The sequence below is a fragment of the Caballeronia sordidicola genome, from assembly GCF_001544455.2.
In the GTDB taxonomy this organism is placed as follows: domain Bacteria; phylum Pseudomonadota; class Gammaproteobacteria; order Burkholderiales; family Burkholderiaceae; genus Caballeronia; species Caballeronia sordidicola.
In genome coordinates, this window is record NZ_FCOC02000024.1 from 73,041 (window position 1) to 88,936 (window position 15,896).

12 protein-coding genes are annotated in these 15,896 nt (G+C 59.3%); 2 read left to right on the forward strand and 10 right to left on the reverse strand.

Annotated elements, in window-relative coordinates; translation table 11 throughout:
- Window positions 1-23 precede the first annotated feature (23 nt).
- From mraY to coq7, 8 genes are all read right to left on the reverse strand, one after another.
- Window positions 24-1,193 (reverse strand): phospho-N-acetylmuramoyl-pentapeptide-transferase, encoded by a 1,170-nt coding sequence (gene mraY, locus AWB64_RS26525; RefSeq protein ID WP_056354651.1) that lies wholly within the window; start codon window positions 1,191-1,193, stop codon window positions 24-26.
- A gap of 15 nt (window positions 1,194-1,208) precedes the next feature.
- Window positions 1,209-2,621 (reverse strand): UDP-N-acetylmuramoyl-tripeptide--D-alanyl-D-alanine ligase, encoded by a 1,413-nt coding sequence (locus tag AWB64_RS26530; RefSeq protein WP_060858387.1) that lies wholly within the window; start codon window positions 2,619-2,621, stop codon window positions 1,209-1,211.
- On the reverse strand, window positions 2,618-4,156 hold the full coding sequence (locus tag AWB64_RS26535) for a UDP-N-acetylmuramoyl-L-alanyl-D-glutamate--2,6-diaminopimelate ligase (protein WP_060858388.1): 1,539 nt from the start codon (window positions 4,154-4,156) through the stop codon (window positions 2,618-2,620). The genes AWB64_RS26530 and AWB64_RS26535 overlap by 4 nt, the downstream gene beginning before the upstream one ends.
- Complete coding sequence (locus tag AWB64_RS26540; RefSeq protein ID WP_060858389.1) at window positions 4,153-6,012, reverse strand: peptidoglycan D,D-transpeptidase FtsI family protein; 1,860 nt, start codon at window positions 6,010-6,012, stop codon at window positions 4,153-4,155. The genes AWB64_RS26535 and AWB64_RS26540 overlap by 4 nt, the downstream gene beginning before the upstream one ends.
- Window positions 6,009-6,353, reverse strand: coding sequence for a cell division protein FtsL (gene ftsL, locus AWB64_RS26545; protein ID WP_060858390.1), 345 nt, complete (start codon window positions 6,351-6,353; stop codon window positions 6,009-6,011). Before ftsL ends, AWB64_RS26540 begins: the two co-directional genes overlap by 4 nt.
- Window positions 6,350-7,315 (reverse strand): 16S rRNA (cytosine(1402)-N(4))-methyltransferase RsmH, encoded by a 966-nt coding sequence (rsmH, locus tag AWB64_RS26550; protein ID WP_075643362.1) that lies wholly within the window; start codon window positions 7,313-7,315, stop codon window positions 6,350-6,352. The genes ftsL and rsmH overlap by 4 nt, the downstream gene beginning before the upstream one ends.
- A 16-nt stretch (window positions 7,316-7,331) precedes the next feature.
- Window positions 7,332-7,760 (reverse strand): division/cell wall cluster transcriptional repressor MraZ, encoded by a 429-nt coding sequence (mraZ, locus tag AWB64_RS26555; protein WP_060858392.1) that lies wholly within the window; start codon window positions 7,758-7,760, stop codon window positions 7,332-7,334.
- 419 nt (window positions 7,761-8,179) lie between these two features.
- The gene (gene coq7, locus AWB64_RS26560; RefSeq protein ID WP_060858393.1) at window positions 8,180-8,839 is read right to left on the reverse strand and encodes a 2-polyprenyl-3-methyl-6-methoxy-1,4-benzoquinone monooxygenase; all 660 of its coding nucleotides are present in this window, start codon (window positions 8,837-8,839) and stop codon (window positions 8,180-8,182) included.
- Between the two features lie 310 nt (window positions 8,840-9,149).
- On the opposite strand from coq7, the gene AWB64_RS26565 reads away from it, so the two are divergent.
- Entirely contained in the window at window positions 9,150-10,307 is a 1,158-nt protein-coding gene (locus AWB64_RS26565; protein ID WP_060858394.1) for a porin, read from the forward strand.
- A gap of 153 nt (window positions 10,308-10,460) precedes the next feature.
- On the opposite strand, the gene AWB64_RS26570 is transcribed toward AWB64_RS26565, so the two are convergent.
- Window positions 10,461-12,134, reverse strand: coding sequence for a long-chain fatty acid--CoA ligase (locus tag AWB64_RS26570; RefSeq protein ID WP_060858395.1), 1,674 nt, complete (start codon window positions 12,132-12,134; stop codon window positions 10,461-10,463).
- Window positions 12,135-12,291: 157 nt separating this feature from the next.
- On the reverse strand, window positions 12,292-14,373 hold the full coding sequence (locus tag AWB64_RS26575) for a molybdopterin-containing oxidoreductase family protein (protein ID WP_060858396.1): 2,082 nt from the start codon (window positions 14,371-14,373) through the stop codon (window positions 12,292-12,294).
- 168 nt (window positions 14,374-14,541) lie between these two features.
- Here AWB64_RS26575 and AWB64_RS26580 point away from each other — a divergent pair, with 168 nt between their 5' ends.
- A complete protein-coding gene (locus tag AWB64_RS26580) occupies window positions 14,542-15,735 on the forward strand; it encodes a M20 aminoacylase family protein (protein ID WP_060858397.1) in 1,194 nt (397 codons plus the stop codon).
- Window positions 15,736-15,896 lie beyond the last annotated feature (161 nt).

The window sequence follows — 15,896 nt, forward strand, 5'->3', positions numbered from 1 at the left end:
CCTTTTCCCTGAACAACTAAAGATCAACGCAACTTGAGCGTCGACAAACCAAACAGGCACAACATCAGCGTGATGATCCAGAAGCGCACGACAACCTGCGTTTCCTTCCATCCCGACAACTCGAAATGGTGATGCAGTGGCGCCATCTTGAAGATGCGCCGCCCTTCGCCGAAGCGTTTTTTCGTGTACTTGAAGTAGGTCACCTGCATCATCACGGAAAGCGTTTCCGCGACGAACACGCCGCCCATGATGAACAGCACCACTTCCTGCCGCACGATCACGGCGATGGTGCCAAGCGCGCCGCCCAGCGCGAGCGCGCCGACGTCACCCATGAAGACCTGCGCGGGGTGCGTGTTGTACCAGAGAAACGCGAGTCCGGCGCCGCCCATTGCGGAACAAAAGATAAGCAGCTCGCCGGCGCCCGGAATGTGGGGAAACAGCAGGTACTTCGAATACACGGAACTGCCCATCACATAGGCGAATGCGCCAAGCGACGCGCCGACCAGAACCACCGGCATGATCACGAGACCGTCGAGACCATCGGTGAGATTCACGGCATTGCTCGACCCGACGATCACCAGATACGTCATCGCGATAAAGCCCCACGTGCCGAGCGGATAGCTGATTGATTTGAGAAACGGCAGCATCAGGTCGGCGCGCGCGGGCAAGCCCATCGACAAACCGCTTCGCACCCACGCCATGAAGAGGTCGAACACGCGCGCGTTGTTCGCTTCCGAAACACTGAACGCAAGATACACGGCGGCGAACAATCCAATCGCCGACTGCCAGAAATACTTTTCGCGCGACGACATGCCGCGCGGGTCCTTGTGCACGACCTTGCGGTAATCGTCGACCCAGCCGATCACGCCGTAACCGAACGTGACGAGCATCACGATCCAGACGAAGCGATTGGCGAGATCGGCCCACAGCAATGTGGAAAACGCGATGCCCAACAGAATCAGCACACCGCCCATGGTCGGCGTGCCGGATTTGACCAGATGCGTTTGCGGGCCGTTCGTGCGCACGGCCTGTCCCACTTTCAACTGCGTCAGTTTGCGAATCACCCACGGGCCGCAAACGAGTCCGACGAACAACGCCGTGATCGTCGCGCCGACTGCGCGAAACGTGAGGTAGGTAAACACGCGCAGAAAACTGGCGTCATTCTGAAGCCATTGCGCGAGTGCGAGTAGCATGCTGGTCCTTCTTCTTCAGTGCGCAGCAGGCATAACGCCCGCTGCGGGTTGGTGTGGACTCGTCACGGCGTCCACCACGCGCTCCATCTGCATGAAGCGCGAGCCTTTCACGAGAAACGTGGCGCCGGGTCCGAAGCCCGCGCCGGTGAGTGCTGCAATGAGTGAGGTGATATGGGTGAAATGCGTGGCCGTGGGACCAAAGGCTTTCGCGGCGTCGATACTTGCGTCGCCGAGTGCGAAGAGCGCATCGATTCCCTGTTGCGCCGCATACGCACCCACTTCACGATGAAACGCCGGACCCTGATCGCCCACTTCGCCCATGTCGCCCATCACGAGCACACGCGGCGAAGCTTGCGAAGCCAGCACGTCGATGGCCGCGCGCATGGAATCGGGATTCGAGTTGTAGGTGTCGTCAATAATCGTGGCGCCTTCAATCGGCTTCACCGCCGCGCGCTTCACTTGCAAACGGCCTTTCACGGGCTCGAAAGCTTCGAGTCCACGCTTGATGGCATCGAGTGAGACGTTCGCGGCGAGCGCCGCCGCTGTTGCAGCCAGCGCGTTACGCGCGTTGTGATCGCCAAGGACTTGCAAGGCGACTTCAGTTTCACCCGCAGGCGTCGTGATGTGCAGCTTCGCGCCGGCCAGCTTGCCGGTGACCGCTGCTTGCGCTTGCGAAGCGTCCGTATGCAACGCGAAATCCATGATCGGATTGCCCGTCGCGGCGACGCGCCAGATGCTGGCGTATTTGTCGTCGGCGGGAAACACGGCGGTTCCGCTGGCACCAAGCGCATGAATCACCGACGCATGCTCCAGCGCAACCGCTTCGACCGTCGCCATGAATTCCTGGTGCTCGCGCTGCGCGTTGTTCACGACCGCGACCGTTGGCGCGGCAATCTTGCCGAGCGTTTCAGTTTCGCCCGGATGATTCATGCCGAGTTCGATCACAGCCAGTTTGTGGGATTCGTTCAGACGGAACAGCGTCAACGGCAGGCCGATGTCGTTGTTGAAATTTCCCACCGTCGCGAGCCGCGCGCTTTCGCCAACAGCCGCTGCAAAAATCGACGAGATCATTTCCTTGACCGTAGTCTTGCCGTTGCTGCCGGTGACCGCAATCAGTGGAATCGTAAAGCGCTTGCGCCAGCCGTGCGCCAGCGCACCGAGCGCCACGCGCGTGTCCTTTACCTTGATGGCTGGCGCAGCAAAGTTGGCGGGCAGATGTGAAGCGAGCACAGCGGTCGCGCCACGTTGCGCAACTTGCGGCAGGAAGTCGTGGGCATCGAAACGGTCGCCCTTGATCGCAATGAACAGATCGCCCGGACCCGCCGTGCGGCTGTCTGTCGAGACACGATCGAACGCGATGTCTTCATCGCCAAGAACGATTGCGCCCGGGATTTCAAGCGCTGCATCGCGCAAGGTAAATAGTGTCATTCGCCACCTCCGCGCGCCTGCGTGGCGCGAGCGGCGAGGGCAAGGCGCGCATGATCCTGATCGGAGAAAGCGCGCTTCTTGCCCATGATTTCCTGCGTGGCTTCGTGGCCTTTTCCGGCCAGCACAACCACGTCCTCGCGCGCCGCCGTGCGGATCGCCTGAAGGATCGCGCTCGCGCGGTCTTCAATGCGGCGCGCCCTGGTTGCGTCCTGAAAGCCCGCCGCGATTTGATCGATGATCGCGAGCGGATCCTCGCTGCGCGGGTTGTCGCTCGTGATCACCACATAATCCGAATTCTTTTCCGCGATGGCGCCCATCAGCGGACGCTTGGTTGCATCGCGATCACCGCCGCAGCCGAACATGCAGATCAGTTGGCCGCCGCGTGCTTGCGCGATTGGCCGCAGCGCTTCCAGCGTTTTCTCGAGCGCATCCGGCGTATGCGCATAGTCAATCACGACGAGCGGCTCATCATTCTGCAAGCGGCCGCCAAGACGCTGCATGCGGCCGTTCACCGGCTCGAGTTTTGCAATCTGGGCGAGCGCGGCGTCGAGCGGCACATGCGCCGCCAGCAATGCGCCCAGCACGCCGAGCAGATTGCTCACGTTGAATTCGCCGAGCGTTGCGACTTCCACGTCGGCCGTGCCCCAATCGGAATCGAGATGGAACGCGGTGCCCGTCGTGGTTGCACGAACGCGGCTCGCGACCAGCGACGCATCGGCCTTTACGTTCGTCGCGTCCGACGCGCCTTCAATCCCATAGGCAATCGTTCGCGTGCGGCCGTGACATGCGGCGATCATCCGTTGACCGGCTGCATCGTCGCGATTGATGACAGCCGCTTTCAGCGCTGGCCACGCGAACAGTTTCGCCTTCGCGCCCTCATACGCGGCGAACGTGCCGTGGTAATCAAGGTGATCCTGCGTGAGATTCGTGAAGATGGCGATGTCGAACTTCGTGCCGTTCGCGCGCCCCTGATGCAGCGCATGCGACGACACTTCCATGGCGACGCCCTTCGCGCCCTCTGCCTTGAACTGCGCAAAGGTACGTTGCAATTGCGGCGCGTCGGGCGTTGTGAAACCGGAGTGCACGAGTTTGCCCGGCATGCCGCTGCCAAGCGTGCCGATCACGGCGGTCGGCGTACCCAGCGCGGACAGAGCCGTTGCGAGCCACTGGCTGCACGACGTCTTGCCGTTCGTCCCGGTCACGCCCACGACGAGCATGGATTCGGTCGGCTCGCCGTACCACGCCGATGCAATCGGCCCCGCCAGTTCGTTCAACGCCTTGACGGCAAGCGAACGCGATGCATCCGGCTTGCCCGAGAAGTTTTCCGGCTGGTACAGCACGGCGGCAGCGCCCTTCTCGAAAGCGGCATCAATATGCGGCCGGCTGTCCGCGCCATCTACGGCATAGGCAAAAAACACGTCACCGGGTTTGAGCGAACGCGAGTCGGCGTGCAGTTGTGCGCTGGCATCAGCGTGCGCGCGCAACCAGGCCACCGCCTTCGCTATCTGCGCCTGTTGCCTGATCAAGTCGCTCATCGAACGACTCCCAGGTGCGTCTTCGTATTCGCCGAGACCTTCAGCTTTTTCGGCGGATTTGTGTTCGTCGCGTTCGGCTTCTTGATGTCCGTTGCCGGCGTGCCCGAAGCGGGATCGTCGGAAACGACCATCTGCTTCACGGCCATGTCCGGCGGAACGTTCAGCGAGCGCAATGTATCCCCGACGATTGCCGAAAACACCGGACCCGAAACCTGACCACCAAAGTGACTGCCGGCCGTGGGTTCGTCGACGGAAACCGCCACCACGATGCGCGGATTCGGCATCGGCCCCATGCCGACAAACGACGCGCGATACTTCGATTTATCGTAGCCGCGGCCCGCGTGCTTGTACGCCGTACCCGACTTCCCGCCCACGCGATAACCCGGAACGGCCGCATCCGGCGACGTGCCGCCCTTCGCCGTCACGGTTTCGAGCATGGCTCGAACTTCGCGCGCGGTGGTCGGCGCGAATACTTGCGGGCCGGCTACGGCTGCATCGCCCGGCGTGCGGAAAATAGAAACGGGCAACACCTGTCCGTCATGCGCGATTGCGGTGTACGCGCGCGCCAACTGGAACAGCGAAGCCGACAAACCATAGCCATACGACATGGTCGCCTGTTCGATCCGGCGCCAGCTCTTCCACGGGCGCAGACGTCCGGACACCGCGCCCGGGAATCCGACCTTCGGCGCTTGCCCAAGCCCGATGCTCGTATACATGTTCCACATCTCTTCCGGCTTCAACTGCATCGCAATCTTGGTTGCACCGATGTTGCTCGACTTCTGGATCACGCCGCCCACAGTGAGCGTGCCGAAACCGGAGTCGTCGGTAATGCGCGCGCCGTCGAGCACGAACTGGCCATTGCCCGTTTCAACGAGCGTATTCGGCGTCACGCGATGCAGATCGAGCGCGAGCGACACGGTAAACGGCTTCATGATCGAGCCCGGCTCGAACGTGTCCGTCATGATCCGGTTGCGCAACTGCTCGCCGGTCATGCGCGAGCGGTCGTTCGGGTTGTAGGTCGGATAATTCACGAGCGCCAGCACTTCGCCCGACTGCACGTCGATCACAATGGCTGCGCCGGCCTTCGCCTTGAACTTCTCCACGGCGGCCTTCAGGTTCGTATAAGCGATGTACTGAATCTTGCTGTCGATCGACAGATCCACGTCTTCGCCGTTATGCGGCACCACTTGTTCGTCGACGTCCTCGACGATGTGTCCCATCCGGTCCTTGATCACGCGGCGCATGCCCGGCGTGCCGGCGAGAATGCCCTGATCGCCGAGTTCCACGCCTTCCTGGCCCTTGTCTTCAATATTGGTAAAGCCGATCAGATGCGCCGTGATCTCGCCTTCTGGATAAAAGCGCTTGTATTCGCCACGCGTATAAATGCCGGGAATGTCCAGCGCCGCGACTTTCTGCGCGACTTCCATGGGCACTTGGCGCTTCACGTAGACGAAGGTCTTGTCCATCGACAATTTCGAGCGCAGTTCCTTCGGCGACATGTCGAGCAGCGTTGAAAGCTGGCCGAGCTTGTCCGCGCCAAGATCGTCGGGAACGGCTTCGGGAATCGCCCAGATTGCCTTCACCGGCAGACTGGTCGCGAGCACAAGGCCGTTACGGTCCTTGATCTGGCCGCGCGTGGCGGGCAATTCGAGCGTGCGCTGGTAGCGGCTTTCGCCTTGCTTCTTGAAGAACGCATTGCCCGGACCCTGGATCCAGAACGCGCGCCCGGCAAGCGCGACGAACGCCATGAACAACAGGAACACGACGAGCTTCGAGCGCCACATGGGAAGGCGCACGGAGAGAATGGGGTTAGGCGTGAAGGCGACGCCCTTGGTTTTCTTTGGCGCGGGTTTCATCGTTTCACCCCGCGTGCGGGAGGAGCCGACGCCGGCAGCGCCGCGGGCAACGGCGCGTCCGTTGCCTTCGATGTCGCCGGGTCATAGTTCAGATATTGGGTGCGGCCGGTCGTGACGGGCTGCATCTTGAGAGACGTAGTAGCCAACTGCTCGATGCGCGAGGTTTTGGACAACGCGCTTTGCTGATATTGAAGCTGCGAAAAATCCTGCTGCAACTGGCGCTCTTGCGACTGCGCCCGCTGCACATTGATGAAAATCTGCCGCTGCTTGTTCGACGCGCTCACCGCCGACAACGCGCAGCCCAGCACGACAATCAGCAGGAAGATATTCAGACGGTTCATGGCGCCGCCTGCTCAGTGACACGCTCGGCAATCCGCATGACTGCGGAACGCGCTCGCGGGTTCGCCGCAACTTCGGCTTCGGAAGCGAAGACACGGCCAAGCAGTTTGAGCGGCGGCGCGGGAATGTCGGCGGCACGAATGGGCAGGCGGCGATCGATCGCAGGCCCGCTTGCGTGGGCCTGCATGAAACGCTTGACGATCCGGTCCTCGAGCGAATGAAAGCTGATCACGACGAGGCGCCCCCCTTGCTCCAACAACGCCAATGCTGCGTCCAGAACTACTTGCAGCTCCGCAAGCTCTTGATTGATGTGAATCCGTATAGCCTGAAAGGTGCGGGTTGCCGGATCCTTGCCCTTCTCACGGGTTTTGACGACATGACCCACGATTTGGGCAAGCTCGCCCGTGGTGACGAGAGGCCCAAGACGATCGGACTCTGCCCGGCGAGCAACAAGCGCCTTTGCAATCTGAAAAGCAAACCGTTCTTCCCCATAATCTCTGATCACCTCCGTCAATTCCTGCATCGTTGCCCGCGCCAGCCATTGCGCGGCAGATTCGCCGCGGCTCGGGTCCATCCGCATGTCGAGCGGGCCGTCGGCCCTGAAACTGAAGCCGCGATCCGGATCGTCCACTTGCGGCGACGACACACCCAGATCCAGCAACACGCCCGACACCTTCCCAACGCCTCGCTCGGCAGCGGCATCGGCTAACGAGGCAAAACTCTCATGCACGATCGAAAACCGCGAATCCTGAATCTGTTCTGCCGTGGCGATGGCCAGCGGGTCCTTGTCGAAGGCAATCAGCCGGCCGGCTTCGCCCAGTTTCGTCAGGACGAGACGGCTATGACCGCCGCGCCCAAACGTTCCGTCTATATAAGTACCGTCCACGCGCGTAATCAGCGCATTGACCGCTTCATCCAGCAGCACCGTGCGATGCTGCAACTCGTTTTTCATCGCAGGGGCCATGTTCTTTAGCTCTGCGTCAAAACGTGAAATTCTTCAGCGCGTCGGGCATGCCTTGCGCCATTGCCGCCTTTTCCTTCTCCGCGTATGTCGCGGCGTCCCACACTTCCAGGTAATTACCCATGCCAAGCAACGTCACGTCTTTAGCCAGCGTGGCCGCTGCCCGCAATTCCGGCGATACCAGCACGCGCCCAGCGCTGTCGAGTTCGACATCCATGGCGTTGCCAAGATAGATACGGCGAACCCAGATTGCGTCCATGGGGAGCGCGGCGATTTTTGAACGGAAGATTTCCCACTCCGGGCGAGGAAAGAGCAACAGGCATCCATCCGGGCTCTTTGTGAGCGTCACCCGGCCTTCTGCCTGTCCTTGCAGCGCTTCGCGATAGCGAGACGGGACGGACATCCGTCCTTTCGCATCGAGCGACAGCGCTGAAGCCCCTTGGAACACTCGCCCTCTCCTCTTCCCGCCTAGTGGCAGTTGCGACTTTGTTGGAATATTGCCTGAAAGTGTCCGCTGACTCACACAAAAATACACTTTCTCACACCATTTCCCACTGTAGAGGAAGGCATTTCGCCGGTCAATATGAACCGGCATTTTTTGACGAAATTTGTTTGCTAGAACAATGACTTAGCGCAGACCGCTAAAGTACGTCCAATTTTCGAAAAGCGTTACGAATGAATGATGTAGTGAGGAATGTGAAGGTAGTACGTGAATAGAGGCGGGAGGGTGGGAAGAAATTTCGGCGCATTTAAGCCCAAACAGAGGAATTCGGGCCGGATTAAGTGCAGATCGGAGCACAATAGTGAAAACGCCTCCCGCATGGTGACCGGAGGCGTCAGCGAATCTGCCAAGCGAAGCGCGACTAGTTAAATATAGTACGCCGTGCGCGTCATGACTTTCGATGTCGCGCGCATCAGCGCTCGTACCGGGAACGGCAGTTCAACGCCACCCGCTTCCGTCGCCGCGACGGCATGCGCGGCTTCGTCGACTCGCATTTGCTCGACGATCGCCCGCGACGCATAGTCATTGGCCGGCAAACTCGTCATATGGCTGTTCAGGTGCCTTTCGACCTGCCGCTCGGTCTCGGCCATGAAACCGAGACTCACGCGATCACCAAACCGGCCAGCAAGAAAGCCGAGCGCGAGCGACCCCGTGTACCACAGCGGATTGAGCAAGCTCGGCCGCGAATCGAGATCGCGCAGGCGTTGCGAGGTCCATGCGAGGTGATCTTCTTCTTCACGCGCCGCTTCTTCAAAGCCTCGCTTCAAGGGCTCGGACCTGGTCGCAAGCTTTTGAGCCTGATACAGCGCCTGTGCGCAAACCTCACCCACATGATTCACGCGCATCAGCCCCGCTGAATGCGCCTTTTCTTCGGCCGTCAATGCTGTCTCCGCGGGATGCTCGATCGCATCGGTTGCATCGACATAAGCCGCTTGCGGCTCGGGTACCGGCCGCGACATCCGCGAAACACCGGCCATTGAGCGCAGTCCACGATCGAACTCGGAGATCAGTTCATCGAGTGTCATTTCAAAACTCCTATTTCGATCTCCTTACCGATTTGTATTCGTAAGGAGACGATCAACTTGCAAAAACGTACTCTGAAAAACCTGTAACTAGGGCAAATACGGGTCGCAAAACGCCGTAAGGCTTTGATTTTAGCGCATGTTGCGTAAACGTCACACGAGGGAAACGGAGCGACGGCTTTTCCTTTGTTGCCAAAAAGCTCTTTGTTACATTACGTTCAACTTCAATTTTGAAGTACCCGGCGGGGACGTCAACACACTGGCGCTAGAACAGTGACCTCGCCAAACAGTTTCAACCCTTTGGAGATCATCAATGAAAAAGTCGCTTCTCGCTCTGGCTGCGTTAGGTACGTTTGCTGGCGCCGCGCACGCTCAGAGCAGCGTGACGTTGTACGGTATTGTCGATGCTGGTTTTGTGTACAACAACAACTCGGCTGGTCAAAAGCTGTATTCCACGAGCGCCGGTAATCTGCAAGGCGACCGCTGGGGTCTGCGTGGCACGGAAGACCTGGGCGGTGGCCTGAAGGCGCTGTTCGTGTTGGAAAACGGCTTCAATGCGTTCACCGGCAAGCTGGGTCAAGGCGGCGACGAGTTCGGCCGTCAAGCGTATGTTGGCCTGTCGTCGCAATTCGGCACGGTCACCCTGGGTCGTCAATATGACTCGGTGGTTGACTACACCGGCGCGCTGGAAGTCGGTAGCCAGTGGGGCACCTTCTACGGCGCTCACCCGGGCGACCTGGACAACATGAACAACTCGAACCGCGTGAACAACGCGATCAAGTACACGAGCGCGAACTACTCCGGCATCACGTTCGGCGGTTTGTACAGCCTCGGCGGCGTGGCAGGCCAGTACAACCGCAACCAGATCTGGTCGGGCGGTATTGGTTATGCGCAAGGTCCGCTGACGTTGGGCGCGGGTTACGTCAACGTCAAGAACCCGAACTTCTCGTTCTTCGGCAACAACGCAACGTCGAGCGCAACGGGTTCGAACATGACCGGCTCGCAAGTGTATTCGGGCTATGCGTCGGCCAAGACGCAGCAGATCATCTCGGCGGGCGGCGCTTACACGTTCGGCCCGGCAACGATCGGCGCCACGTACAGCAACACGCAGTTCAAGGATCTTGGCGAAACCGGCCTGGTTGGTACAGGCGGGCAGACGCTGGCCGGCACGGCGAAGTTCCACAATGCTGAAGCCAACTTCAAGTACCAGTTGACCCCGGCGCTGTTGCTGGGCGTTGCGTACGACTACACGAAGGGCTACAGCGTCGCCAGCCAGAAGATCCATCAAGGTGTCCTGGGTGCCGACTACTTCCTGTCGAAGCGCACGGACGTCTATGTCGATGGTATCTACCAACACTCGTCGGGTACGAACTCGGCCGGCGTAACGTCCACGGCGCAGATCAATGGCCTGTCGCCGTCGTCGACGTCGAACCAGGTTGCAGCGATCGTCGGTATTCGCCATAAGTTCTAATAAGTCGTAATAAAACAGTTGTCTTGAAAGGCGCCTTCGGGCGCCTTTTTTTCGTCTTGCGCGTCTGTTTCGAGCGCGGCAATGAAAAAGCCTCCGCATCGTTCGATGTGGAGGCTTCTTCGACTTGTAGGGTCTTTCGTCCAGCCGGAAACGTCAGGCGTTGCCGTCGCGCAACTCTCTTCGCAGGATCTTGCCCACATTGCTCTTGGGCAACTCGGTGCGGAATTCTATTGTCCGCGGTCGCTTGTAACCCGTCAGGCGCTCCTTGCAGTAAGCGATTACATCGGCCTCGGTCAGATGCGGGTCACGGCGCACCACGAACAGCTTGACCGCTTCGCCCGACGCCGGATCTTTCACGCCAACGGCCGCAACTTCGAACACGCCAGGAAGCTTGGCAACCACGTCCTCGATCTCGTTTGGATATACGTTGAAGCCCGACACAAGGATCATGTCCTTCTTCCGGTCGACGATCTTCACATATCCGTGTTCGTCCATGACTCCGACATCGCCCGATTTGAAGAAGCCATCCGGCGTCATCACCTTCGCGGTTTCATCGGGCCGATTCCAGTAACCCGCCATTACCTGAGGTCCGCGGATGCAGACTTCACCGGGCTGGCCGAGCGGCACCTCGTTGTCGTCGTCGTCGCGAATAGAGATTTCCGTCGACGGAAACGGCAAGCCGATGGTTCCAGTATAGGTCGTGGCAGTCACGGGATTGCACGTCACGCACGGCGATGTTTCGGATAACCCGTAACCTTCGATAATCGGCGCGCCCGTCGTCTCGAACCAGCGTTTCGCCACGGCTTCCTGCACCGCCATGCCGCCGCCATTTGCCGCGATCAGCTTCGAGAAATCCAGTTTCGCGAATTCCGGGTTGTTCAGCAGCGCGTTGTACAGCGTGTTCACGGCGGGAAACGTGTTGATCGCGAAGCCTTTGAGTTCCTTGATCGTGCCGGGAATGTCGCGTGGATTCGGAATCAGGACGCCGAGGCCGCCCGTCCGGATCGTCAGGAACCCGCACACGGTCAGCGCGAAGATGTGATAAAGCGGCAACGCCACAACGCTCACGAACTGGTCGATATCCGGCCGGTTCCTGCGCCCGGGCTCGAGCCACACTTCCGACTGCAGGACGTTGGCGATCAAATTCCGATGCAGCAGCATTGCGCCCTTCGCCACACCGGTCGTGCCACCGGTGTACTGAAGGAAAGCGATGTCGTTCGGACCTTGGCTCACGGGCTTGAGCGTTTCGCCTGCGCCTTGTCGAAGTGCTGTGTTGAAGCTGACATGGCCGGGAAGATCCCACGCGGGCACGAGCTTTTTCACATGACGCACGACGAAATTGACGATCATGCCCTTCACGCCCATCAGGTCGCCCATGGTGGCGACCACAACGTGCTGAATGGCCGTATTTTTCACGACCGACTGCACTGTATGCGCGAAGTTTTCGAGCACGACGATGGCTTGTGCGCCCGAATCGCGCAACTGATGCTCGAGCTCGCGCGGCGTGTAAAGCGGGTTCACATTCACCACGACATACCCTGCCCGCAGGATCGCCGCGATAGCCACGGGATATTGCAGCACGTTCGGCATCATGATCGCGATACGCGCCCCCGGCTTCAGGCCGCGTGCCTGGAACCATGCGGCAAGCCGGGTCGAAAGCGTGTCGAGCTCGCCGTACGTGATCGCCTTGCCCATGCAGACAAACGCGCGCTTGCTGCGATTCTCGCGGAAGCTCTCCAGCAGCAGGTCGGAAAGCGAGTTGTAGCGCGTTGCATCGATTTCCTCGGGCACGCCCGCCGGGTAGGACTTCAGCCAGATTTTTTCCATACGGCGTCTCCTTTGTATGATTTTAGAATGGTCGTGCGAAAATTGTCTCTAGCGCATCGTAACGGCTGGATCACTTTCCGACAACCGGGTTAGACGCCAGCATCAAAACTGAGTGGCACATACCTTTTCCCTTTACCGCGCGTCGTTTTCATCGAATTTAATAAGCGGCCTCGACCTCCACGAGACAGTCATAAAATGTCGCGGAACCGCCGAGATCGGTGAGCGCTTGGCTTGTAACCTGATTCGCATTGCAACCGTCGGGCGCGAGCTTTTTCCACCAGATCGACAATCCGATCACCACGCCTTCACGTGCCCGGTCCGTCACGCGCACACGCGCTTGCATGGAACCGCGGTCGTTGAAGATGCGCACCATTTCGCCATCGGCGATTTCGCGCGCGTGAGCGTCGGCGGGATGGATATCGAGGTGCGGCTCGCCTTCGGTCGAACGAAGACTGTCGACGTTGACGAAGCTGCTGTTGAGGAAGTTGCGCGCGGGCGGCGAGATCATCGCGAGCGGATAACGCGCGGCCAGCGCCGGCGCATATTCGGCCGATTCATAGGGCGGCAGATAATCGGGCACCGGTTCAAGTCCCGCGCGTTGAAGACGTTCGCTGAAAAACTCACATTTCCCCGATGGCGTGCGGAATCCACCCTCCGCAAACGGCGCTTCCGGAAGCTTGAGTTGCGCCCAGCCATTTGACTTGAGCGTCGCCCAGTTCACGCCGGCGAGAGCAGGATCGTTCCATCTGAATGCCTTCGATGCCACCTCGTCATCGCTTTCGAATAATGCGGGATGCGTCAGTCCCATGGCTTTTGCGAGGCCACGGAAGATTTCCGTGTTCGCACGCGATTCGCCCACCGGCGCGATCGCAGGCAAATTCGCCATCACGTGCGTGTGACCGTAGGACTTGTGAGCATCGAGATGTTCGAGCTGCGTGGTCGCCGGAAAAACGAGATCGGCGTAATCGACGGTGTCGGTCTGGAAATGTTCAAGCACGATCGTGAACAGATCCTCGCGCGCAAAACCCTCCGCGACTTTCGCCGAATCCGGTGCGACCGCTACGGGATTCGAGTTATAGACAATCATCGCCTCGATCTTCGGACCGAACGTGGCGTCGCCAGGATGCAGCAGTGCGTCACCGATGGCATTCATGTTCACCAAACGCGGCAATCTGGATGGCCACCCCGGCAGCAAGTCCGGCCGTTCGAGCGCGTTGACGTCAACAGGCGCCCAGTTCGACGACGAAAGCAGCAAACCGCCCGAACGCTCGCGCCATGCGCCAGTCAGCGACGGTAAACATGCGATCGCGCGAACTGCATTGCCGCCGCCGCGCACCCGCTGCATGCCATAGTTAAGCCGTATTGACGCCTTCTTCGTCGAACCGAAAGCGCGCGCGAGATCAATCACGACCTGTGCGTCGATCCCACAAATTTCCGCAACGCGCCCAGGCGGATAGTCGCTTGCCCGGGCTTTCAGTTGATCGAAACCCAGCGTATGCGCGGCAATGTAGTCCTGATCGATCAAGCCTTCTTCAATCAGCACATTCATCATGCCGAGCGCCAGCGCGCCATCGGTCCCGGGCTTCAACGCAATATGCTGATGGCACTTTTCCGCAGTCAGTGACCTGTATGGATCGATTGCGATCAGACGCGCGCCGCGGCGCTTGGCTTCTTGCGCCCGCGTCCAGAAATGCAGGTTCGATGCAATCGGATTTGATCCCCAAATCAGGATCAATTCGCTTTCCTCGAAGTATTCGGTGTGCATGCCGAGACTCCCGCCATACGTGTAGCGCAAGCCTGCGGCGCCGGCCGCGGCGCAGATTGTCCGGTCCAGCCGGGATGCTCCAAGAACGTTAAAAAACCGTGCCGCGATGCTTTCGCCCTGCACGAGGCCCATCGTCCCGGCATAGCTGTAAGGCGCGATCGCTTCGGGCGAACGTGCAGCAATTTCGCCCAGCCGGTCGGCGGCGAGTTTTAACGCCTCATCCCAGCCAAGCGGCTCGAACCGGCCTTCGCCCTTGCGGCCAATGCGGCGCATGGGAGTCAGAAGCCGATCCTTGTGATGCGTGCGCTCGGCGTATCGCGTCACCTTTGTGCAAAGTACGCCCTGGGTCGGCGGATGATCCGGGTCGCCCGAAATCTTGACCGCGCGGCCGTCCTTTACTGTGACGCGCATGGCGCATGTGTCGGGGCAGTCGTGCGGGCACACGGCACGGACGAATTCGGCGGGAGCGTTCATGCAGGTATCCGATGGAAACTGGCGAAATCCGCCAGAAGGACACAATTTTATTACGGTTGGCTGGCGCCCACCGTCCTGGACATCGATAAATAATCGCGGGCGTAGAATGGAACAACTAACGCGGATGACAGCGCGTGCACGTCAATTGTTCAGACAGGGGCTTGTTTTATGAATCTGATTCCAGAAATCGAAGCGTCGCACGAAGAAATCAAAGCTTTGCGACGAACGATCCATGCAAATCCGGAACTTCGTTACGAAGAAGTCGGAACAGCAAAACTCGTGGCAGAAAACCTTGAACGATGGGGTCTGGAAGTTCATCGCGGGATGGGGAAAACCGGCGTGGTCGGCGTCTTGAAGCGCGGCTCCAGTTCAAGAAGCATTGGCTTGCGCGCCGACATGGACGCCTTGCCGATTGTCGAACTGAATACGTTCGATCACAAGTCACAGAACGCCGGGCGCATGCACGCGTGCGGTCACGATGGCCATACGGCCATGTTGCTCGGCGCGGCCAAACATCTGGCTGAGCATGGCAAGTTCGACGGCACTATCGTGTTTATTTTCCAGCCGGCCGAAGAAGGAGGCGCAGGCGCAAAAGCAATGATCAACGACGGCCTGTTCAAACAGTTTCCCGTCGATGCCGTGTTCGGCGTTCATAACTGGCCGGGTATGAAGGCGCGTACGTTTGGTGTGACGGAAGGCCCGTTGATGGCTTCAAGCAATGAGTTTCGCATTACCGTCAAAGGGATTGGGTCGCATGCAGCGCTGCCGCATAACGGCCACGATCCGATCTTTGCGGCCATGCAGATTGCCAACGGGCTGCAGGGAATCATTACACGTAGCAAAAAGCCGATTGATACGGCGGTTTTGTCGATTACCCAGATTCATGCCGGTGACGCAGTCAATGTTGTGCCAAACGATGCCTGGCTTGGCGGCACGATCAGAACATTCACGGTTGAAACACTCGATTTGATCGAACGACGCATGAAGACGATTGTTGAATCGACAGCAGCGGCTTATGAATGCGAAGGCGTGCTGGAGTTTTATCGGAACTATCCGCCTACGATTAATGATCCTGAGCAGGCGCGGTTCGCGGTATCGGTGATGGAAGAAGTTGTGGGGAAACAGAACGTGGATGCGTCGGTAGAACCTACGATGGGCGCTGAGGATTTCTCGTTCATGCTGCTCGCAAAGCCCGGCTGTTATGCATTTTTAGGCAATGGCGACGGTGAGCATCGCGAGTCGGGGCACGGCATGGGCCCATGCATGCTTCACAATGCGAGCTACGATTTCAATGATGATTTGTTATCGGTCGGCTCGACCTATTTTGTAAAGCTTGCTGAGAGATTTTTATCGGCTCGATGAGCGCGTTTACCGGTGTGGAATTTCCAGATTAAGAAAGGGTTGGCTCGCGTCGATGCAAACTTCTGTTTGAAGTTATCCGGTCTATAAACGCAAAAACCCCACCGAGTTGGGTGGGGTTTTTGCGTTTATGCTGAGTGTATTTCAGCGAATGGGGAGCCTGA

Coding starts and splice junctions, on each gene's coding strand:
- AWB64_RS26540 (WP_060858389.1), bottom strand. CDS start 6,012: ATGAAACCCGCGCCAAAGAAAACCAAGGGCGTCGCCTTCACGCCTAAC.
- AWB64_RS26530 (WP_060858387.1), bottom strand. CDS start 2,621: ATGACACTATTTACCTTGCGCGATGCAGCGCTTGAAATCCCGGGCGCA.
- coq7 (WP_060858393.1), bottom strand. CDS start 8,839: ATGACACTCGATGAACTGATCTCCGAGTTCGATCGTGGACTGCGCTCA.
- ftsL (WP_060858390.1), bottom strand. CDS start 6,353: ATGAACCGTCTGAATATCTTCCTGCTGATTGTCGTGCTGGGCTGCGCG.
- AWB64_RS26570 (WP_060858395.1), bottom strand. CDS start 12,134: ATGGAAAAAATCTGGCTGAAGTCCTACCCGGCGGGCGTGCCCGAGGAA.
- AWB64_RS26575 (WP_060858396.1), bottom strand. CDS start 14,373: ATGAACGCTCCCGCCGAATTCGTCCGTGCCGTGTGCCCGCACGACTGC.
- AWB64_RS26580 (WP_060858397.1), top strand. CDS start 14,542: ATGAATCTGATTCCAGAAATCGAAGCGTCGCACGAAGAAATCAAAGCT.
- AWB64_RS26565 (WP_060858394.1), top strand. CDS start 9,150: ATGAAAAAGTCGCTTCTCGCTCTGGCTGCGTTAGGTACGTTTGCTGGC.
- rsmH (WP_075643362.1), bottom strand. CDS start 7,315: ATGGCCCCTGCGATGAAAAACGAGTTGCAGCATCGCACGGTGCTGCTG.
- AWB64_RS26535 (WP_060858388.1), bottom strand. CDS start 4,156: ATGAGCGACTTGATCAGGCAACAGGCGCAGATAGCGAAGGCGGTGGCC.
- mraY (WP_056354651.1), bottom strand. CDS start 1,193: ATGCTACTCGCACTCGCGCAATGGCTTCAGAATGACGCCAGTTTTCTG.